This window comes from Streptomyces sp. NBC_00503 (genome assembly GCF_036346895.1).
Taxonomy (GTDB): Bacteria; Actinomycetota; Actinomycetes; order Streptomycetales; family Streptomycetaceae; genus Streptomyces.
Genome location: NZ_CP107855.1, coordinates 5,674,113 through 5,695,262, shown reverse-complemented (window position 1 = coordinate 5,695,262; position 21,150 = coordinate 5,674,113). Strand labels below are relative to the sequence as shown.

General features: G+C 70.5%; 17 protein-coding genes. 9 read left to right on the top strand and 8 right to left on the bottom strand.

The window, feature by feature from the left end; genetic code table 11:
- Nucleotides 1-89: 89 nt before the first annotated feature.
- Nucleotides 90-275 carry a hypothetical protein gene (locus OG490_RS26425; protein WP_330298762.1) on the bottom strand — a complete coding sequence of 62 codons (186 nt, stop codon included), beginning with the start codon at nucleotides 273-275 and terminating at the stop codon, nucleotides 90-92.
- Between the two features lie 606 nt (nucleotides 276-881).
- On the opposite strand from OG490_RS26425, the gene OG490_RS26420 reads away from it, so the two are divergent.
- From OG490_RS26420 to OG490_RS26385, 8 genes are all read left to right on the top strand, one after another.
- Nucleotides 882-4,787, top strand: coding sequence for a sensor histidine kinase (locus OG490_RS26420; protein WP_330298761.1), 3,906 nt, complete (start codon nucleotides 882-884; stop codon nucleotides 4,785-4,787).
- Nucleotides 4,788-4,796: 9 nt separating this feature from the next.
- Entirely contained in the window at nucleotides 4,797-5,210 is a 414-nt protein-coding gene (locus OG490_RS26415) for a roadblock/LC7 domain-containing protein (RefSeq protein WP_069922098.1), read from the top strand.
- 151 nt (nucleotides 5,211-5,361) lie between these two features.
- Nucleotides 5,362-5,757: a DUF742 domain-containing protein gene (locus OG490_RS26410; RefSeq protein ID WP_330298760.1), complete on the top strand. Its 396-nt coding sequence runs from the start codon at nucleotides 5,362-5,364 to the stop codon at nucleotides 5,755-5,757.
- Nucleotides 5,738-6,322 carry a GTP-binding protein gene (locus OG490_RS26405; protein WP_073776607.1) on the top strand — a complete coding sequence of 195 codons (585 nt, stop codon included), beginning with the start codon at nucleotides 5,738-5,740 and terminating at the stop codon, nucleotides 6,320-6,322. Before OG490_RS26410 ends, OG490_RS26405 begins: the two co-directional genes overlap by 20 nt.
- 307 nt (nucleotides 6,323-6,629) lie before the next feature.
- The gene (locus tag OG490_RS26400; protein WP_330298759.1) at nucleotides 6,630-9,842 is read left to right on the top strand and encodes a nitrate- and nitrite sensing domain-containing protein; all 3,213 of its coding nucleotides are present in this window, start codon (nucleotides 6,630-6,632) and stop codon (nucleotides 9,840-9,842) included.
- 10 nt (nucleotides 9,843-9,852) lie between these two features.
- Nucleotides 9,853-10,266, top strand: a complete 414-nt coding sequence (locus tag OG490_RS26395; RefSeq protein WP_030037347.1) for a roadblock/LC7 domain-containing protein — start codon at nucleotides 9,853-9,855, stop codon at nucleotides 10,264-10,266.
- A gap of 93 nt (nucleotides 10,267-10,359) precedes the next feature.
- Nucleotides 10,360-10,947, top strand: a complete 588-nt coding sequence (locus tag OG490_RS26390) for a DUF742 domain-containing protein (RefSeq protein WP_330298758.1) — start codon at nucleotides 10,360-10,362, stop codon at nucleotides 10,945-10,947.
- A complete protein-coding gene (locus OG490_RS26385; protein ID WP_136214583.1) occupies nucleotides 10,928-11,512 on the top strand; it encodes a GTP-binding protein in 585 nt (194 codons plus the stop codon). Before OG490_RS26390 ends, OG490_RS26385 begins: the two co-directional genes overlap by 20 nt.
- A 91-nt stretch (nucleotides 11,513-11,603) precedes the next feature.
- Here the strand turns inward: OG490_RS26385 and OG490_RS26380 are convergent, their stop codons facing one another.
- Complete coding sequence (locus OG490_RS26380) at nucleotides 11,604-11,801, bottom strand: acyl-CoA carboxylase subunit epsilon (RefSeq protein WP_330298757.1); 198 nt, start codon at nucleotides 11,799-11,801, stop codon at nucleotides 11,604-11,606.
- A 16-nt stretch (nucleotides 11,802-11,817) separates the two neighbouring features.
- Nucleotides 11,818-13,401, bottom strand: coding sequence for an acyl-CoA carboxylase subunit beta (locus OG490_RS26375; RefSeq protein WP_330298756.1), 1,584 nt, complete (start codon nucleotides 13,399-13,401; stop codon nucleotides 11,818-11,820).
- 270 nt (nucleotides 13,402-13,671) lie between these two features.
- On the opposite strand from OG490_RS26375, the gene OG490_RS26370 reads away from it, so the two are divergent.
- A complete protein-coding gene (locus OG490_RS26370; protein WP_330298755.1) occupies nucleotides 13,672-14,277 on the top strand; it encodes a YceI family protein in 606 nt (201 codons plus the stop codon).
- 33 nt (nucleotides 14,278-14,310) lie between these two features.
- Here OG490_RS26370 and OG490_RS26365 read toward each other — a convergent pair whose 3' ends face one another.
- The 5 genes from OG490_RS26365 to OG490_RS26345 form a co-directional block, all read right to left on the bottom strand.
- The gene (locus OG490_RS26365; RefSeq protein ID WP_330298754.1) at nucleotides 14,311-15,663 is read right to left on the bottom strand and encodes a hypothetical protein; all 1,353 of its coding nucleotides are present in this window, start codon (nucleotides 15,661-15,663) and stop codon (nucleotides 14,311-14,313) included.
- A 103-nt stretch (nucleotides 15,664-15,766) separates the two neighbouring features.
- The gene (gene cimA, locus OG490_RS26360) at nucleotides 15,767-17,404 is read right to left on the bottom strand and encodes a citramalate synthase (RefSeq protein ID WP_330298753.1); all 1,638 of its coding nucleotides are present in this window, start codon (nucleotides 17,402-17,404) and stop codon (nucleotides 15,767-15,769) included.
- Nucleotides 17,405-17,684: 280 nt separating this feature from the next.
- A complete protein-coding gene (locus tag OG490_RS26355; RefSeq protein ID WP_330298752.1) occupies nucleotides 17,685-18,293 on the bottom strand; it encodes a TetR/AcrR family transcriptional regulator in 609 nt (202 codons plus the stop codon).
- 56 nt (nucleotides 18,294-18,349) lie between these two features.
- The gene (locus tag OG490_RS26350; protein WP_330298751.1) at nucleotides 18,350-19,396 is read right to left on the bottom strand and encodes an agmatine deiminase family protein; all 1,047 of its coding nucleotides are present in this window, start codon (nucleotides 19,394-19,396) and stop codon (nucleotides 18,350-18,352) included.
- Between the two features lie 33 nt (nucleotides 19,397-19,429).
- On the bottom strand, nucleotides 19,430-21,112 hold the full coding sequence (locus OG490_RS26345) for an urease subunit alpha (protein WP_330301076.1): 1,683 nt from the start codon (nucleotides 21,110-21,112) through the stop codon (nucleotides 19,430-19,432).
- Between the last annotated feature and the right edge of the window lie 38 nt (nucleotides 21,113-21,150).

Genomic DNA, 21,150 nt, shown 5'->3' with positions numbered 1-21,150 from the left:
CTGCCCCTCTGTATTTCCGCTGGCTGGAGTCTGCGGGCTCCAGGCTAACGCGGTGGGGGCCGACGCTTCGCGCGGCTTTCTCCATGGTCCTACTGGGCGGCGGTGGCGACCGGCGCGTCCATGAGGATCGTGCGGCGCGGGTTGGCGGTCTGGCCCGGCAGCTCGACGGTGTGCTCCGGGGCCACTACGGCCTGCAGCTCCTCGGCGTCCTTGAGGTGGGCGAGGGTGGTGCGGCGCGGGTTGGCTATGTTGCGGAACAGCATCGTCGTCTTCATCGGAGTCTGGGGCCCTCGGCTCGCTGGTCGGATGGGGACGGCGGCGGCGGATGCCGCCTGCCGTCTTCGGGGTGCCGCTCGTCGGACGCGCCAACCCTGTAAAGGTCAAGGCTAAACATCTGAATCCCCCGTCGAACCGGGAAGTAATGGCCACGGCTATGTGAGTTTGCTCACCCGTGACCAGTCATTACGGTCATAACGGACGGTCAATTTCACCTGAAAAAACGGACATTGCGCTACTGAATGCGCCATTCCGCTCCTGATCATCGCGACTGGGACAGCTTGCCAGGCAAGGGGTTTGGATGGTGTAAGTCCGATTCCAGATGAATTCGCCTCCACCCCGGGTAGCGCATGGGTCACAAGCCGTGACCGACTCTCCGGGCGGACACTCGCACCTTGTTGGAGATCCGCCTCTGTGCTGGAATTCGCGGGACCGCCGCGGGAATCAGCCGGCGCGCAGGTGGCGCGAGACAGCGCCGAGCGCGGCGGCAACGGAGAGGGAGACGCGCCGGTCACCGACGACCACCATGGGGCGCATTGCCCCACGACTCGACACCGTCCCACCGGTCGCCCGGCGGGACGCCTGGTCCAGAGGTTGCGACGCTAGTGCAGGGACGATTCAAGAGGGATGGCAAGGGGTCTCCCCAGGCCCGCCAGGGCCGAGGGGATGCTGCGGCAGAGCAGGAGCCGCGCACCGGGTCCGACCGTGGCTCCTCGCCCCAGCACGCCCAGAACCGCGGGCCGGCTGTCGAGGGCGCGAGCTCCGACGCCTCCACCGCGGTGAAGGCGAAGGGACGCGCCAAGCCCAAGGGCACGCCCAGGGGCAACGACGAGTCGGCCGAGCGCGACACGGCGATACCCAAGGCCCCCAGTGGGTCCGGTTCCCGTCTCGCCATGCAGAACTGGCGCATCAGCACGCGACTGGTGTCGCTGCTGACCCTGCCGGTCGTCGCGGCCACCACGCTCGGTGGCTTCCGCATCAACGACTCGCTCACCGACATCGCCCAGCTGGAGCACATGCAGCTGCTGACGACGATGACCCGTCAGGCCACCAACCTGGCCGCCATGCTCCAGACGGAGCGCGACCAGTCCGCCGGTCCGCTCTCCGTGGACAAGTCGGGCAAGGCCAACAGCCTCGTCAAGGGCGCCCGCGACCAGACCGACGCCGCGGCCAAGGCCTTCGCCGCCGCGACCGACAAGGTCGACAACGCGGGCGACAAGGACGAGACCCTCAAGTCCATCCGCAACAACGTCCTGCAGATCGGCCGCGGTCTCACCAAGATCGAGGACATCCGCTCCAAGGCGTACCAGAACGGCGCCCAGCAGACGGTCACCGAGTACAACGCGCTGATCGTCTCGCTGCTCTCGCTCTCCCAGGACATGGCGCAGGCCACCTCGAACCCCGAGATGATCAAGCGCACCCGCGCCCTGGCGGCGTTCTCCTCCGCCAAGGAGTACGCCTCGATCCAGCGCGCGATCATCGCGGCGGCCCTCCCCGCGGACCTCTCGCAGAGCGGCAACCTGCCCGAGAACGACCGGCTGTACGCCCTCGCCGCCCAGCGCGGCGAGGAGCAGGCGAAGACCACCTTCGAGCTCGTCTACCAGGGCAAGCCCGAGGAGCTCCTCGCGGCCCTCGGCGACGGCAACACGGAGATCGGCACCGCCGACCACTACGCCCGTCGCGTGCTCGGCAACAAGGACCAGTTCGCCAAGGAGAAGAACCGCTCCTGGCTGGACTGGTACGACGCCGACGACAACAAGATCACGGCCATGAAGTCCATCGAGCTCACCCTGCTCGAAGACATGGAGCAGAAGGCCCGCGAGCTCAAGAACACCGCCCAGCGCGACGCCATCATCAACGGTGCGCTGATCTTCCTGGTCCTCGGTGTCTCCCTCGTCGGCGCCTTCGTCATGGCCCGCTCGATGATCCGCTCGCTGCGCCGCCTCCAGGACACCGCGACCCGCGTCGCCCAGGACCGGCTGCCCGAGCTCGTCAAGCAGCTGTCCGAGTCCGACCCGCAGGACGTGGACACGACCGTGGAATCGGTCGGTCTGCACACCCGCGACGAGATCGGCCAGGTGGCCGCGGCATTCGACGACGTGCACCGCGAGGCCGTCCGCCTCGCCGCCGAGCAGGCCCTCCTGCGAGGCAACGTCAACGCGATGTTCACCAACCTCTCGCGCCGTTCGCAGGGCCTCATCCAGCGTCAGCTCTCGCTCATCTCCGAGCTGGAGTCCCGCGAGGCCGACCCGGACCAGCTCTCCTCGCTCTTCAAGCTCGACCACCTCGCGACCCGCATGCGCCGTAACGGCGAAAACCTCCTCGTCCTCGCGGGCGAGGAGCCGGGCCGCCGGTGGACCCGCCCCGTCCCGCTCGTCGACGTGCTCCGCGCCGCCGCGTCCGAGGTGGAGCAGTACGAGCGCATCGAACTCGCCTCGGTGCCCGGCACCGAGGTCGCCGGCCGCGTGGTCAACGACCTCGTGCACCTCCTCGCAGAGCTGCTGGAGAACGCCACCTCGTTCTCCTCCCCGCAGACCAAGGTCAAGGTCACCGGTCACGCGCTGCCCGACGGCCGCGTCCTCGTGGAGATCCACGACACCGGCATCGGCCTCTCCCCCGAGGACCTCGCCGCGATCAACGAGCGACTCGCGTCGCCGCCGACCGTGGACGTCTCCGTCTCCCGCCGCATGGGCCTCTTCGTGGTCGGCCGCCTGTCCCTGCGACACGGCATCCGCATCCAGCTGCGCCCCTCCGACTCGGGCGGTACGACGGCCCTCGTCATGCTTCCGGTGGACGTCGCCCAGGGCGGCAAGAAGCCGGCTCCGATGCCCGGCCAGGGCGGCCAGGGTCTCCCCGGCAACCCCGGTGGCTCCGGAGCCCCCGGTCAGGTCGGTCCCGGCGCGCAGGCGCCGGCCTCCCTGTCCGCCCAGGGTGCCCGTCCCCCCGTGGGCGGCGGTCCCCAGCGCGGCCAGGTCGGCGCCGGCAGCCAGCGCGCGGCCCTTCCCGGCCGCGACGGCGCCCCCGCCGGCCAGCGTCCCCAGGGTCCCGGCCAGCAGGGCGGTCCGCAGGGTCCCCTCGCGGGCCGTCCCCAGCAGCAGGGTGCGCCCGGCGGGCAGACCCAGAGCGCCTTCGGCTCGGGTGCTCCGATGCCGGGCCGCGGTCCGGTCTCCGGTCCCGGCGGCGCTCCCGCGGGCGGCTTCGGTGGCGGTGGCTTCGGCGGTCCGCAGGCCCGTCCGGCCGGCGCCCCCACCGCCTCCGGACCCGGCGCCTTCCCGCAGGGCAACGGCTTCGAGCGTCCGCAGCCTCCTCAGTCTCCGCAGCAGGGCCAGCAGGGCCAGGGCCAGCCGCAGGCCGGTGGGCCCGGGGCTCCGGTCCCCGACGCCCCGGCCCAGCGCGGCCCGCGGCCGCAGCTGCCGCCGCGCGGTGGCGCGCCCCGTGCGGAGCTCCCGGGTTCGGTCGGTGCTCCCACCGGGATGCCGCAGACCACCAGTTGGGGTGCCGGGCAGCGCGGGCAGGACGTGCCGCGCGGCCACGACGAGCTGTCGGGCCCCGGTTCCACCTCCGAGTTCGCCCGTCCCGACTTCAACGCCCCGGCCCCGCAGGCCGGCGGCAATGTCAACGGCGGCAACCTCGACCACGGCGGCTACAACGGCGCGGCTCCCGCGGCCGGCGGCTACGCCGACCACAGCGCGACGGGCCAGTTCCCGCGCCCGGACTTCGCCGACCCCTCCGCGACGGGCCAGTTCCCCCGTCCGGAGTTCGCGGACCCGGCCGCCACGGGCCAGTTCCAGCGCCCGGAGTTCCAGGCCCAGCGGCCCGGCGGCCCCGGTGTCGGCGGCTACCCGCAGCCCGGCCAGGCCCCGCAGCCCCAGGGCGGCCACTCCCCCGTACCGACCCCGCGCGCCGAGGCTCCGCAGCTGCCGCAGGCGCCGCGTCCGGAGGCTCTGCCCCCGGCCGGTCCGAGCGGCGGAGGCCGCAGCCCGATCTTCGACTCGATGGAGTCGAACTGGTTCCGCCAGGAGGGCGCCCAGCCCCCCGCGCAGGGACCGGCCGTACCCCAGCAGTCGCAGCAGTCGCAGCAGCCCGCCCCGGCGGCCCCTGCTCCGCTGCCGGCCGCCCCGCAGCGCCCGCTGCAGCACCAGCTGCCGCAGCGCGCCCAGGAGCAGGCTCCGGCCGAGCCGGCCCAGACCGGTGCCGTGCCGACCGTCAGCTGGCGTTCCTCGCCGAACGACGAACTGATGCGCCAGGCGGAGCGCGTGCGCCAGCCCGCGGCGGGCGGCATCACCACTTCGGGGCTGCCCCGCCGGGTCCCGCGGGCGAACCTCGTGGCCGGCACCGCGCAGCAGCAGGCCGAGGCGCAGGCCGGTCCTCAGGTCTCGCGTTCGCCGGACGACGTCCGCGGCCGTCTGACCAACCTCCGACGCGGTATCCAGCAGGGACGTCAGGCCGGCACCAGCGGCCCGGCCACCGGCAGTTACCAGATCGACCCCACTTACCAGCAGGAGCGATAGTTGAGTTCGATGAGCCAGGCGGCACAGAACCTGAACTGGTTGATCACCAACTTCGTGGACAACACCCCTGGGGTGTCCCACACCGTGGTGGTCTCCGCCGACGGCCTCCTTCTGGCGATGTCCGAAGGCTTCCCCCGCGACCGGGCCGACCAGCTCGCCGCGGTGGCCTCCGGGCTGACCTCCCTGACCGCAGGTGCTTCCCGCATCTTCGAGGGCGGCGCCGTCAACCAGACCGTGGTCGAGATGGACCGGGGGTTCCTCTTCCTCATGTCGGTCTCCGACGGCTCCTCGCTGGCCGTACTGGCGCACCCCGAGTGCGACATCGGCCTCGTGGGCTACGAGATGGCCCTCCTCGTGGACCGCGCCGGCAGCGTCCTCACCCCGGACCTGCGCGCGGAGCTGCAGGGAAGCCTGCTCACCTGACTGCCACTCTCCCGGCCGGACGGTACTTCCGGCCGGGAGACCGGGGCCCGAGCCCCGGAACCCAGTACCACCACCAGGCCGTCATACCGTCCCCCCACCGGCCGCCCCGTCAGACGGCACGCTGACCAATGCTGTCCAGCCCGGAGGATCAATGACCCCGCCCCCCGCCTACCCCGATGCGTACGGAGACTCGTCGTACTCGGACGGCGACCAGCCGCTGGTTCGTCCGTACGCGATGACCGGCGGCCGGACCCGACCGCGCTACCAGCTCGCCATCGAGGCACTGGTCAGCACCACGGCCGATCCGATGCACCTGTCCGGGCTGCTCCCGGAACACCAGCGCATCTGCACCCTCTGCCGTGAGGTCAAGTCGGTCGCGGAGGTCTCCGCACTGCTGAACATGCCGCTCGGCGTGGCCAGGATCCTCGTCGCCGACCTGGCGGAGGCCGGCATGGTGGCCATCCACCAGCCGGGCAATGGAGAGGCCGGCGGCACGCCGGATGTAACGCTGCTCGAGAGGGTTCTCAGTGGACTTCGCAAGCTCTAACGGCGGAGCGGCTCCTCGCTCCACCACCTCCGCGAAGATCGTGGTGGCGGGTGGCTTCGGCGTGGGCAAGACCACGTTCGTGGGCGCCGTCTCCGAGATCAACCCGCTGCGCACCGAGGCTGTGATGACGTCCGCGAGCGCGGGCATCGACGACCTCACCCACACCGGGGACAAGACGACCACCACGGTCGCCATGGACTTCGGCCGCATCACCCTGGACCAGGACCTGATCCTGTACCTCTTCGGTACTCCCGGTCAGGACCGCTTCTGGTTCATGTGGGACGACCTGGTGCGCGGCGCGATCGGGGCGATCGTCCTGGTCGACACGCGGCGCCTGGCCGACTGCTTCCCGGCCGTCGACTACTTCGAGAACAGCGGCCTGCCGTTCGTCGTGGCCCTCAACGGCTTCGAGGGATATCAGCCGTACACCCCGGAGGAAGTCCGCGAGGCCCTGCAGATCGGCCCGGACGCCCCCATCATCACCACCGACGCCCGCCACCGTGCGGACGCCAAGAGCGCGCTCATCACGCTCGTCGAGCACGCCCTGATGGCGCGGCTCAAGTAGGGGTCACGCGCAAGAAGTGTTCCGTCGGCTGTTTTTGGGGGGCGGGCTGTGTCATGGGACACGGCCCGCCCCCTTCGTTCATAACGTTTCGACAGAGAATTACCGGTAGTTGGCGACACGGTGCGTTCGTCCGGTCTCGCTGCGCTCACAACGGGCCCCGTTTTTGCCGCAGGACGCTCTTTATGTCCGATTTATGTGGGGCATAAGGCTCTATGAATGGCCGATTTCAACTGTTTGGAACACGGCCGTTAACCATGCTGGAATTCAACGAACTAGCTAGTAGCACCGCCGAGAGGTTGTTGGTCGAGTGAGGCGAAGCAACTCAAGCCCCGCGGATGAACCCGCGCGCGGCAACTTCACCCCGCCGCCACGCGCGGCCACGTCGTCCATCGGCGTACCCCTGGAGGCTCCCGCGAGCAGCGGCAGCACCAGCAGGTTCTCGCCCCGCAACTGGCGCGTGCCGACCCGCCTGAACGCCATCCTGCTCGTTCCCGTCCTCGTGGGACTGGTCATGGGCGGCTTCCAGGTGAAGGGCTCGATCGACACCTGGAACGAGGCCAAGGACGCCGAGAAGACGGCCCGCATCGTCCAGGCCGCGGCCGAATACGGCCAGGCCCTCCTCAACGAGCGCGACCTCACGGCCGAGCCGCTGCTGCGCAACCAGCGCGAATCCGACCCGGTCATGAAGGCGTACGCGGCCACCGACTCGGCCAAGGCCAAGTTCGCCCAGGCCGTGAAGGACATGCCCAAGGGCCAGGGCATGGAACGCCGTCTGGAGCTCTTCCGCCAGGAGGAGCCCAAGCTGGAGCTGGTCCGCAAGTCGGCCTACGTGGCGCAGCTGGAGACGGCGAAGAAGGACCTCCCCAAGTCGGCGGGCCCCATCCCGACCGAAGAGGGCTACGTGCTGGTCCAGCACTACCTCATGCAGTTCTCCAACGAGCTGGGCCTGGGCACCGGCAACGTGACCTCCTACGGCCGCATGGTCTACGCGATCGAGCTGTCGAAGGCCGCGAACTCGCTGCAGCGCTCCGTCGGCACCCACCTGCTGGTCCGGCCGAACGAGAACGAGGACGTCCGCAAGGCCCAGCTGGTCGCCTTCTCCTCGTACGCGTACCTCGAAGAGATCGCCATCAGCGAGTACGTGGCCGCCGGCACCGAGGCGGACACCACCCGCCTCAAGGAGGTCATGGGCAAGCAGTCGCAGCTCGGCGCCACCAAGCTCGCGAACGCGAAGACCGAGGCGGAACAGGCCGGTACGGTCTTCCGCGCCCCGCCCGTGGTCAACGGCTCCGCGCTCACCGGTATGACCGAGGCGATAGCCAGCGGCGCGAAGCCGGCCGCCCTCGCGGCCGGCGGCACCACCCCGCAGGCCTGGCAGGCCGCGGCGACCGCCAAGTTCGAGGGCTACGCCGAGGTCGAGAAGGACCTTCTGGCCAAGGCCGTCACGGACGCCGGCACCGTCTCGGACTCGGCCCGCAACGATGCCATCTGGACCGGCTCGATCGTGGTCGTGGCCCTGCTCGCCGCCTTCATCCTGGCCGGCATGATGGCCCGCCAGATGGGCCGCGCGATGCGCCGGCTGCGCGGAGCCGCCTTCGACATCGCCGAGCAGCGCCTGCCGATGCTCGTCGACCAGCTCTCGCGCACCGACCCGGGCAAGGTCGACACCCGCGTGGTGCCGATCCCGATCGACTCCCAGGACGAGATCGGCGAGGTCGCCCGCGCCTTCGACCAGGTCCACCGGGAAGCGGTCCGGCTCGCCGCCGAGCAGGCCCTCCTGCGGGGCAACGTCAACGCGATCTTCACCAACCTCTCCATGCGCAACCAGTCGCTGATCGAGGGCCAGCTGACCCTCATCACCGACCTGGAGAACAACGAGGGCGACCCGGACCAGCTGGAGAACCTCTTCCGCCTGGACCACCTGGCCACCCGTATGCGCCGCAACGGCGAAAACCTCCTCATCCTCGCGGGTGAGAATCCGGGCCGCCGCTGGGACCAGCCGGTCCCCCTCGTCGACGTCCTGCGCGCCGCCGCCTCCGAGGTGGAGCAGTACGAGCGCGTGGAACTCTCGGGCGTCTCCGAGGCCGAGATCCACGGCCAGGCCGTGACCGACCTCGTGCACCTGCTCGCCGAGCTGCTGGAGAACGCCACCACCTTCTCCTCCCCCCAGACCAAGGTCCGGGTCAACGCGACGCGTCTGCCCGACGGCCGCGTGATGGTCGAGATCCACGACAAGGGCATCGGCCTCACCGCCGAGGACTTCGCGGACATCAACCACAAGCTGGCCAACCCGCCGACCGTGGACGCCGCGATCTCGCAGCGCATGGGTCTCTTCGTGGTCGGCCGGCTGGCCGACCGGCACGGCATCCGCGTCCAGCTGCGCCCCTCGGGCGAAGCCGCCGGCACGACCTCGCTGGTCATGCTCCCCGACGTCATCACCCACGGTGGCGGCGGCGAGCTGCCCGGAGCGGATTCGGACGACTTCACCGTCTCCTCGATGATCCCGCAGCAGCAGTCGCAGCACGCGGTACCGCTGCGCACCGCGGCCGAGCTCGGGTTCGACGACTCCCGCTACGAGGTCCACCGGGCCGACCAGCCGGGCCCCGACGGCTTCGACGGCGCCGACCCGGTCGGCCGCTCCCTGGGCCGCGAGGAGCGCCGTGCCGCGCTGGAGGCCCAGGTGGGCTATCCGCAGGCGCAGCCCGAGTACGAAGAGTCCGCAGAGGCGTATGCGGAACCCCAGCCGGAACACGCGTACCAGCCGTACCAGGGCTACGAGCAGCAGCCCGCGCAGGACTACGCCGCCGGCTACGACGCCGGGGCGCCCCAGCAGGGATACGAGGCGTACCCGCAGCAGGAGTACGGCTATCCGGAAGCCCAGTACCAGGAGCAGCAGCAGGAGCTCCCGGCGTACGACGGCGGATACGATTCCCTTTCCCCGCAGGCCGAGTGGCCCGAGCAGAACACGTACTCGGGCTCCTACCAGCAGGATTACGGGACCGAATCGGAATCACCGGCCGCTCCCGAACACGCCCCGGAGCGCGTAGGCTTCGACCGTCCGGGCACCGCTGAGGACACCGGTCACCAAGTGACCGGGGCGGGCCTGCCGCGACGCGGCAGCCAGCAGCAGCGGCAGCCGGCGCAGCAGGAAGCGGAGTCCACCGGATCCCTCTTCGAGCAGCGGCCGCAGCGTCAGCCGCAGCCCGCTGAGCCGGAGCGGGCCCCGGAGAACACGGAGGGCGACGCTGCATGGCGCTCGCGCAACGACGAGCGCTGGCAGCAGGCCGGCAAGCTCCGTGAGCCGAAGGCGGGCGGGGTCACCCCGTCCGGTCTCCCTCGGCGAGTGCCCAAGGCCAACCTGGTCGAGGGCGCTGCGGAGACGACCCCGCAGGGAGGCCCCGAGGTCTCCCGGGCCCCGGAGGACATCCGTGGCAGGTTGAGCAACCTGCGACGCGGTGTCCAGCAAGGCCGCAACGCGGGATCCGAGCAGTCAAGTAACAGCTATGACCAGGAGCGTTAGTGTGAGCGCGATGAGCCAGGCGGCGCAGAACCTGAACTGGTTGATCACCAACTTCGTGGACAACACCCCAGGGGTGTCCCACACGGTGGTGGTGTCCGCCGACGGCCTCCTTCTGGCCATGTCGGACGGATTCCCGCGCGACCGCGCCGACCAGCTGGCGGCCGTGGCCTCCGGGCTGACGTCGCTGACCGCCGGGGCCTCCCGCATCTTCGAGGGCGGCGCCGTCAACCAGACCGTGGTCGAGATGGACCGGGGATTCCTCTTCCTCATGTCCGTGTCCGACGGATCCTCCCTCGCGGTGCTCGCGCACCCCGAGTGCGACATCGGCCTCGTGGGCTACGAGATGGCCCTTCTCGTGGACCGCGCGGGCAGTGTCCTCACTCCGGACCTGCGCGCCGAATTGCAGGGCAGCCTGCTCAACTAGCAGACAGGCAGTGCGTTTCGCGCCATCGCACCATAGGGTGCGGTGGCGCGGTTCCACAGGGAGTACTGCGTTCTTGGAGTCGGAGGAGGAAACGTGACAACACCCGGAGGACATCCCTATGGCGGCGCGCAGCAGCCGCAGGGTGGGCACGACCAGAACCGCTTCAATTTCCCTTCCGCTCCCAGCAACCGGCCCTCGCCGGAGCACAACCCCGCGGGACAGCCCTACCAGCGGCAGCCCTACCAGCAGCCGCAGTACGGTCAGCCCCAGCAGCCCCAACAGCCTTACCGGCCTTCGCAGCAGCCTCCGCGCGCTTCACGCCCGCAGGCTCCGCAGGCGCACAACCCGCTGGTCCGTCCGTACGCGATGACCGGCGGTCGTACCAGGCCGCGCTACCAGCTCGCCATCGAGGCACTGGTCAGCACCACGGCCGATCCCGCGCGTCTGCAAGGGCAGTTGCCCGAGCACCAGCGCATCTGCCGGCTCTGCATCGAGATCAAGTCGGTCGCCGAGATCTCGGCACTTCTCTCCATTCCTCTTGGTGTCGCCCGGATCCTCGTCGCCGACCTGGCGGAGGCGGGCCTCGTCGCCATCCACCAGCCCGGCGGCGACGAGTCCGCCGGCGGCCAGCCAGACGTGACACTGCTCGAAAGGGTGCTCAGTGGACTTCGCAAGCTCTAACGGCGGAGCGGCTCCTCGCTCCACCACCTCCGCGAAGATCGTGGTGGCGGGCGGCTTCGGCGTGGGCAAGACCACGTTCGTGGGCGCCGTCTCCGAGATCAACCCGCTGCGCACCGAGGCCGTCATGACCAGCGCCTCCGCCGGTATCGACGACCTCACCCACACCGGGGACAAGACGACCACCACGGTCGCCATGGACTTCGGCCGCATCACCCTGGACCAGGACCTGATCCTGTACCTCTTCGGTACCCCCGGTCAGGACCGCTTCTGGTTCATGTGGGACGACCTGGTGCGCGGCGCGATCGGCGCCGTGGTGCTCGTCGACACCCGTCGTCTCGCCGACTGCTTCCCCGCCGTCGACTACTTCGAGAACAGCGGCCTGCCGTTCGTCATCGCCCTCAACGGCTTCGACGGCCACCAGCCGTACACCCCGGAGGAAGTCCGCGAGGCCCTGCAGATCGGCCCGGACGCCCCCATCATCACCACCGACGCCCGCCACCGCGGGGACGCCAAGAGCGCGCTCATCACCCTGGTCGAGCACGCCCTCATGGCCCGCCTGCGGTAGCCACCGCTTTCTCCGGTCGTACGCGTGACGCGCGAAAGGCCCCCCGCACTCCTTCGAGTGCGGGGGGCCTTTTGCCTACTGCCTGCGGTGCCTAGCCCTGCCAGCTGTGCGGGGCGCGGAAGCCGGGGGTGCGCTCCAGGCGGCGCCAGCCGGCCTGGGAAGCGCCGGTGGCGGCGGTGGTGTCCTCGGGGGTGGCGGCGGCGCGGGCGAGGAGGATCGCGGTGATCGCGGCCAGTTCCTCGGGCTCGGCGTTGCCCTTTTCGACGCGAAGCAGCGTGTCGGTGCTCATCGGTGGCTTGTCTCCTTTACTGCGGCGGGTTGCCGTGCTTGCGGGACGGCAGGTCGGCGTGCTTGTTGCGGAGCATCGAGAGGGCGGCGACGAGTACTTCGCGGGTCTCGGCGGGGTCGATGACGTCGTCGACGAGGCCGCGCTCGGCCGCGTAGTACGGGTGCATCAGCTCGGCCTTGTACTCCTTGACCATCCGCGCGCGCATCGCCTCGGGGTCCTCGGCGTCCGCGATCTGCTTGCGGAAGATGACGTTCGCGGCGCCCTCGGCACCCATCACCGCGATCTCGTTGGTGGGCCAGGCGTAGGTGAGGTCCGCGCCGATGGACTGCGAGTCCATGACGATGTACGCACCGCCGTACGCCTTGCGCAGGATCAGCGAGATCCGCGGCACCGTCGCGTTGCAGTACGCGTACAGCAGCTTGGCGCCGTGCCGGATGATGCCGCCGTGCTCCTGGTCGACACCCGGCAGGAAACCGGGCACGTCCAGCAGGGTGATGATCGGAATGTTGAACGCGTCGCAGAGCTGGACGAAACGCGCCGCCTTCTCGGAGGCGTGGATGTCCAGGACACCGGCGAGGTGCCCGGGCTGGTTGGCGACGATGCCCACCACCTGCCCGTCCATGCGGGCCAGGGCGCAGATGATGTTGCGGGCCCAGCGCTCGTGGATCTCCAGGACGTCGCCTTCGTCGACGAGTTCCTCGATGACCTTGAGCATGTCGTAGGGGCGGTTGCCGTCGGCGGGGACCAGGTCCAGCAGGACGTCCGAGCGCCGGTCGGCGGGATCGTTGGTCTCGTGGACCGGGGGGTTCTCGCGGTTGTTGGAGGGGAGCATCGTGATGAGGTAGCGGACCTCGGAGATGCAGGTCTCCTCGTCGTCGTACGCGAAGTGCGCGACACCCGAGGTCTCGGCGTGCACGTCGGCGCCGCCCAGGCCGTTCTGGGTGATCTCCTCGCCCGTCACCGCACGGACCACGTCCGGGCCGGTGATGAACATCTGCGAGGTCTCACGGACCATGAACACGAAGTCCGTCAACGCCGGCGAGTACGCCGCGCCACCCGCGCACGGGCCGAGCATCACGCTGATCTGCGGGATGACACCCGAGGCCTTGGTGTTGCGCTGGAAGATCCCGCCGTAGCCGGCGAGCGCGGAGACGCCCTCCTGGATACGGGCACCCGCACCGTCGTTCAGGGAGACCAGCGGGGCACCGGCCGCGATGGCCATGTCCATGATCTTGTGGATCTTCGTGGCATGGGCCTCGCCCAGAGCGCCGCCGAAGATCCGGAAATCGTGTGCGTAGACGAAGACCGTCCGGCCCTCGACCGTTCCCCAGCCGGTGATCACACCGTCGGTGTAGGGCTTCTTGGCCTCCAGGCCGAACCCCGTCGCGCGGTGGCGGCGGAGCTGTTCGACCTCCTTGAAGGAACCTTCGTCGAGCAGCAGCGCAATGCGCTCGCGGGCGGTCAGCTTGCCCTTGGCATGCTGCGCTTCGGTTGCCCGCTCACTCGGGCCGCGCCGCGCCTGCTCACGCAGGGCGTGCAGCTCGGCCACTCGCCCACGGGCGTCGGTCGGCTCGCTCGGAATCTGGTCCACAACGGTCATGTACCGACCTTACGAAGGGGGACCCTCAAAACCCTCCGTCGAATCCGCACAGTGTCGGGTGTCTTCCGCTGTCCGGCCCGGACAGAACCCGGGAGCGATGAGCGGGGACCACTAGTCGGGACCATGGTCCTTTGTGGGCACCCCACAAAACCCTCCGACACGCGTCCCACTAGTTGAAATTTGAACGGAATGGGTCTAGCGTCATTCTCGTTGAAACTTCAACGAATACGGCCGCGTCGAACGACACGGCACGCTACCGAGGAGGAAGCCATGGGTCTCTTCACCCGCCGCCCCCAGACCACTGCCACCGCCGCCACGCTCGAGGTGGACCCGGCCCTCGCGAAGCTCACCGGCGACTACGTCATCGACCCCGCCCACACCAGCATCGGCTTCACCGTCCGGCACGCGATGGTCACCAACGTCCGCGGCACCTTCTCCGACCACGAGGGCACCCTGCACCTGGACGGCAGCGACCCGGCCCGCTCCACCGCCGTCATCGACGTGAAGATCGCCTCCGTGGACACCGGCATCGCCGACCGCGACGGCCACCTGCGCTCCGGCGACTTCTTCGACGCCGAGACCTTCCCGCTGATGACCTTCCGCTCCACCTCGGCGGCGCAGACCGGCGGCGACACCTACCGGATCGACGGCGAGCTGACGATCAAGGACGTCACCCGCCCGCTCTCCATCGACCTGGAGTTCAACGGCTCGGCCACCGACGTCTACGGCAACGAGCGCGTCGGCTTCGAGGGCTCCGCCGAGATCCTGCGCTCCGACTGGGGCCTGACCTGGAACGCGGCCCTGGAGACGGGCGGCGTCATGGTCAGCGACAAGGTGAAGCTGACCTTCGACATCTCGGCCATCAAGAAGGCCTGACCCTCAGGACACCGAGGCCGGAACCGGGGCGACTCAGAAGTCGCCCCCTCCGAAGCCGCCGCCCCCGTCGAAGCCCCCTCCGCCGCCGAAGTCCCCGCCGCCGAAGTCGGACGGGTTGAAGTCGGCCCCGGAGACGTCGCCGCCGCCGAAGCCGCCGCCGTCAAATCCGTTGCCGCCGCCGAAGTCGGAGGCGTAGGCCGGACTGGACATCATCGAACCGAGCATCGTGCCCATCAGCAGACCGGGCAGCATGCCGCCGCCGAAGTAGCCGCCGGCCCAGGGACCGTACGCCGGGCCGGCGTCGTAGTAGGGGCGCGGCCCGTGCTCGGTGTCGACGGTACGGACCGCCGGGTCCTGACCGTCGCGCAGCCGCACCGCGTCCGCCGTGCAGACCGGGACCGTGCGGGCGGCGCCGCCCGCCGGGGCCCACGTGGCGTCCTCGGCGCTCGGCCCGTGGCGCGGGTCGAAGAAGCAGGGGGCGCGGCGCTCGGGCAGCGGCTTGCCCTGCCGGCGCGCGTCGAGGCGGGCCAGGGCGTAGCGGCCGTCCTCCAGCGCCTGGGTGACCCCCTTGACCTCTTCGGGGTACTGCACCGAAGCCATGATCTGCTTGGCCTTCTCGTACGAGTCCAGGCCCTGCTCGTAGTCCCCGCGCATCGCGTCGTCGGCGCCGGGCTCGCCGGGGTGGAAGTCCAGGCGGTCGAGCTCCTCGCCGAAGGCCGTGATGTCCTCGTCCACGACCACACTGAGCCGGGCGATGGCCTCGCGGCGGATCTCTTCCTTCTTCTTGCGGTTGCGCTTGACCAGCAGGTACGCACCGCCGCCGCCGACCGCGGCCACCGCGCCGAGGCCGATCAGGGCGCCGGCCGGGGACCCTCCGTCGGCGCTCGCGCCGCCCCAGGAGGCCGGGGCCTTGCCCTTGGCCTGGCTCAGGGCCTGGTCGACGAAGTTGTTGAGCTCGGTGTTCGCGTCGACCGGTCCGCCCGCCTTCACGGCGTCGACCAGGTTGCGGACGGCGTTGTTCGGCATGACGGCCTTGTCCGCGCCCGCGTTGAACCCCTCGCCGAGCCGGATCGCGTAGAGCCCGGTGATCCCGGTCTCGGTACGGATCGTGCGCAGCACGCTGTCGGCGGGGAACTCCGCGCCGGCCGGCAGCACGGCCACGAAGACCGGCTTCCCGGCGTCCTTGATCTTCTTCGCGAGCGCGTCCGCCTGCGCGGGCGAAAGCTGCGCCTCGGCCCGGGGATCGACGTAGACCGGCCCCTTCTTGAGGGCCTCGGCCACGGTGGTGGTCCCGGTGTCCGCCGACGCCTGCGGGGCGACCACCAGCGCGGTCGCGGACAGGGCCAGCAGTAGACCGGAGAGTACGGAAATAAGCCTGGTCCTCATAGCCAAGACGCTACCGGAACGGGCGTAATCCTGTGTGAGCAGGACATAAGGGCCACCGACCTCCTGCCCCACCGGTCCGAAGTCCCGGTGGGGCAGGTCGGCACTACTCCGCCGGCTCGACGCCCGCGTGCAGGAGGCCGTAGGTGAAGGCGTCTTCCAGGGCCTGCCAGGAGGCTGCGATCACGTTCGGGGCCACCCCGACCGTGTTCCACTCGCGGGAGCCGTCCGTCGTGGTGACCAGCACGCGGGTCGTGGACTCCGTGCCGTGCTTGCCCTCCAGGATGCGGACCTTGTAGTCGATCAGCTCGAACTTCGCCAGCTGGGGGTAGAAGCGTTCGAGGGCGACCCGCAGCGCCCGGTCCAGGGCGTTGACGGGTCCGTTGCCCTCCGCCGTCGCGACGATCCGCTCGCCCTTGGCCCACAGCTTCACCGTGGCCTCGTTGGCGTGCGTGCCGTCGGGGCGGTCCTCGACGATGGCCCGCCAGGACTCGATCCGGAAGTACTTGCGCGCCCGGCCCTCCGCCTCGGCGCGCAGCAGCAGCTCGAAGGAGGCGTCGGCGGCCTCGTAGGTGTAGCCCTGGAGCTCACGCTCCTTGACCCGCTCCACGACCCGGGAGATCAGCGCGCGGTCCCCGCCGAGGTCGACGCCGAGCTCCTTGCCCTTGAGCTCGATGGAGGCCCGGCCGGCCATGTCGGAGACCAGCATCCGCATGGTGTTGCCGACCCGCTCGGGGTCGATGTGCTGGTACAGGTCCGGGTCGACCTTGATCGCCGAGGCGTGCAGGCCCGCCTTGTGCGCGAAGGCGGAGACGCCGACGTAGGGCTGGTGGGTGGAGGGGGTGAGGTTGACGACCTCCGCGATGGCGTGCGAGATGCGGGTCATCTCCGCCAGCGCGCCGGCCGGGAGGACGGTGCGGCCGTACTTGATCTCCAGCGCGGCGACCACCGGGAAGAGGTTGGCGTTGCCGACCCGCTCGCCGTAGCCGTTCGCGGTGCACTGGACGTGGGTGGCGCCCGCGTCCACGGCGGCCAGGGTGTTGGCGACGGCGCAGCCGGTGTCGTCCTGGGCGTGGATGCCCAGGCGGGCGCCGGTGTCGGCGAGCACGGTGGCGACGGTCGCGGTGATCTGCGCGGGCAGCATGCCGCCGTTGGTGTCGCACAGGACGACGACGTCGGCCCCGGCCTCGTGCGCGGTGCGCACGACGGACTTGGCGTACTCGGCGTTGGCCCGGTAGCCGTCGAAGAAGTGCTCGCAGTCGACGAAGACCCGGCGGCCCTGGGCGACCAGGTGCGAGACGGTGTCGCGGACCATCTCCAGGTTCTCGTCGAGGGTGGTGCGCAGGGCCAGCTCGACGTGCCGGTCGTGGGACTTGGCCACCAGCACGATCACCGGGGCGCCGGACTCCAGCAGGGCGCGGACCTGCGGGTCGGTGGCGGCCGAGCCGCCCGCCCTGCGGGTCGCGCCGAAGGCCACCAGCTGCGCGTGCTTGAAGTCGATCTCCGCGCGGGCACGGGAGAAGAACTCGGTGTCCCGCGGGTTGGCACCGGGCCAGCCGCCCTCGATGAAGCCCACCCCGAAGTCGTCCAGGTGCCGGGCGATCGTCAGCTTGTCCGCGACCGTGAGGTTGATGCCCTCGCGCTGGGCGCCGTCGCGCAGGGTCGTGTCGAAGACGTGGAAGCCGTCATCGGGGCCGGGGCCCGAGCTCGGGGCAGTCGGCTCAGTCGCCTCTGTCGTCGTCATGCTGATCTGACTCCTGTCGGATGAGTGGTTCCGGATGCCCTGGCTCCACTGCCCCCATCATCGCGCGCTGCCCGCTCCCGGCGTGTTGGGGCCGGAAAACGAAAAAACCTCTCGCGGGTGCGAGAGGTCTGCGCGCGGGTCTGGGGCACGATGGCCGCTTCCGCGAAGTTCTTCCACGGTTCAGCGGTCACTGCGGACCGGCGCGCTGCTGTCCATAATCATGAGCTGAGCAGGCACGTTCGCAGTGTGGCACATGCGTCCACGCGAATGGCCGAACGTCTCACGATACGAGCGTCTCGTCGAGGAATTCCGATACGTGGGCCAGGATGTCGCCCCGCCCTATCCCCGGCAGGCCGACGGCGACCTGGATGCTGAACCCGTCGAGCAGGGCCCGCAGCCGGGCCCCGAAGCGGTCCGGGTCCACCGGGCGGAACTCCCCGCGCGAGATGCCCTCGGCGAGCAGCGCCACCAGGTCGCGGTGCCAGGCGCCCTCGATGGCCGCCTGGCGGCCCCGCTCCCCCGGTCCGGCGTTCTGGGAGCGGTTCCAGACCTCCAGCCACAGGGTCCAGTGCGGATCCCGGGCCTCCCGGGGCACGTACAGGTCCACGTACGCCTGGAGGCGCTCGCGGACCGGGCCGAGGCGGGAGAGCAGGGCGCGCCGCTCGGCGCCGAGGGCCGCCTCGCTCCACTCCAGGGTCTGGAGCAGGAGCTCGTCCTTGGTGCGGAAGTAGTAGAGGAGGTGGCCGCTGCTCATGCCGACCTCGCGGCCCAGGCCGGCCATGGTCAGGCCGTCCAGACCGCGTTCGGCGATGGTGGCCATGGCGGCGACCAGTACGTCTTCGCGCGGCGGCGCGTTCTTGCGCGCGGCACGTACTTCACCCGCCACCATGGCCCACTCCTCGTTCGGGTCCGCCGTCCGGTCCGCCGTCCCGTCGCCGGGACGGGTCAGACCTTGGGCTGCTGCTGGGTGATGCAGTGGATACCGCCACCCCCGGCGAAAATCGTACGTGCGTCGACGAGCGTCACGGTCCGCTCGGGGAAGAGGCCGCGGAAGATCTCGGCCGCTTCCTCGTCCCGCGGGTCGTCGAAGGCGCACAGGACCACGCCGCCGTTGCAGAGGTAGTGGTTGATGTAGGAGTAGTCGACCCACTCCCCGTCCTCCTCCAGCACGGTCGGCGCCGGGATCTCCACGACCTCCAGCTGCCGCCCCTGGGCGTCGGTGGACGCGCGCAGGATGGTGGCGATGGTCTTGCCGCGCTCGTGGTCCGGGTGGGCCGGGTCGGGCTGGGAGTGGACCATGACCACGCCGGGGCGGGCGAAGGCCGCGACGATGTCCACGTGGCCCTGGGTGCCGTAGGTGCCGTAGTCGCCCGCCAGGCCGTACGGGAGCCAGATCGCCTTGGTGGTGCCCAGGTGGGCGTGGATCTCGGCCTCGACCTGCTCGCGGGTCCAGTCGGCGTTGCGGCCCTTGCCCAGCTGCACGGTGTCGGTGAGCAGGACGGTGCCCTCGCCGTCCACGTGGATGGCGCCGCCCTCGTTGACCAGGGCGGTGCTGTAGGTGCGGGTCCCGACGATCTCCGACACGTGCCGGGCGATCTTCGAGTCGTGGTCCCAGCGGGCCCACTCCTGTGCGCCCCAGCCGTTGAAGGTCCAGTCGACGGCGGCGAGCTCCCCGGCGTCGTTGGTGACGAAGGTGGGGCCGATGTCGCGCATCCAGGCGTCGTCGAGCTCGCGCTCGACCAGCTCCACATCGTCTCCGACGATCGCGCGGGCGCTGTCGGCGTCGCCGGGGGACACGACGAGGGTCACGGGCTCGTAGGTGCGCACCGCGCGGGCGACGGCTCCCCAGGCCTGGCGGGCCTCGGCGAGCTCGGTCTCGTTGGTGAAGGTCGGGTTGGGGCTGGGCCAGGCCATCCAGGTGCGCTCGTGGGGCATCCACTCGGCGGGCATCCGGAAGCCGTCGTTCGCGGGCTGTGCGGGCTGTGCAGTCATGGCAGGGGTCCTAACGGCTTACAGGCTGGACTCTTACAAGAAGTACAGGCGGTTGAGGGAGACCGAATCGGCCGCTTCGGAGCGCAGCGGTTCCCCGTCGAGGGAGACGAGGCCGCTGCGCGCGTCCACATCGACCGCGCCCACCCGGGAGTTCAGGAGGAGGTCCCCCGGGCCGATGCCGCGGGTGCCGCGGACGGCTACGCGGCGGCGGCGGGTCGGCATCTCGTCGCTGCCCAGGGCCGCCGCGGCGGCCGAGACGAAGGCGACGGAGATGTCGGCGGCGGTGGCCCCGTACGAGCCGAACTGCGGGCCGAGGACCAGCGGTTCACAGGTGTCGGTGGCGGCGTTGGGGTCGCCGGTGACCCCGTAGGCCGGGAAGCCGGACTTGAGGACCAGCTGCGGCTTGGCGCCGAAGAACTGCGGGCGCCACAGCACGATGTCGGCGAGCTTGCCGACCTCGATGGAGCCGATCTCGTGGGCCAGGCCGTGGGCGATGGCCGGGTTGATGGTCAGCTTCGCCATGTAGCGCAGCACGCGGGCGTTGTCGTCGCCCTCGCCGTCGCCGGCCAGCGGGCCCAGCTCGCCCTTCATCTTGGCGGCCATCGCGAAGGTGCGCCGGATGGTTTCTCCGGCGCGGCCCATGCCCTGGGCGTCGGAGGAGGTGATGCCGATGGCGCCCAGGTCGTGGAGGACGTCTTCGGCGCCCATGGTTCCGGCGCGGATCCGGTCGCGGGCCATGGCGGCGTCGCCGGGCAGGTCCGGCTTCAGGTCGTGGACCGAGACGATCATCCCGTAGTGCTCGGCGACCGCGTCCCGGCCGAAGGGCAGGGTCGGGTTGGTGGAGGAGCCGATGACGTTGGGGACGCCGGCCATCTTCAGGACGTTGGGGACGTGTCCGCCGCCGCAGCCCTCGATGTGGAAGGCGTGGATGGTGCGGCCGTCCAGGACGCGCAGGGTGTCCTCGACGGAGAGGCACTCGTTGAGGCCGTCGCTGTGCAGGGCGACCTGTACGTCGTACTCCTCGGCGACGCGCAGGGCGGTGTCCAGGGCGCGGGTGTGGGCGCCCATGTCCTCGTGGACCTTGAAGCCGGAGGCTCCGCCCTCGGCCAGGGCCTCGATCAGCGGGGCCGGGTCGGAGGAGGAACCGCGGGCCAGGAAGCCGATGTTGACGGGCCAGGCGTCGAAGGCGTTGAAGGCGTGCTTGAGCGCCCACGGGGAGTTGACGCCCACGCCCCAGACCGGGCCGAACTCCTGGCCGATGATCGTGGTGACGCCCGCGGCGAGCGAGGCCTCCATGATGCGCGGGGAGAGCAGGTGCACGTGGGTGTCGACGGCGCCGGCGGTGGCGATCATGCCCTCGCCGGAGACGATCGACGTGCCCGTGCCGACGACCACGTCCACCCCGTCGAGGGTGTCGGGGTTTCCGGCCCGGCCGATCGCGTGGATTCGGCCCTCCCGGATGCCGATGGAGACCTTGCGGATGCCGAGGACGGCGTCGATGACCAGGACGTTGCTGATCACGACGTCGCAGGTGTCGCGGACGGCGGCGGCCTTGAGGTGCAGGCCGTCTCGGGCGGTCTTGCCGAAGCCGGCCAGGAACTCGTCCCCGGGCTTCTGGGAATCGGACTCCACGCGCACGGTCAGACCGGAGTCGCCGAGCCGGACCCGGTCCCCGGCGCGGGGGCCGAAGACGGAGGCGTACTCGTGCGGGTCGATGTGCCGGCTGCCGGGGGCGCAGTGGTCGCTGTGCCGGG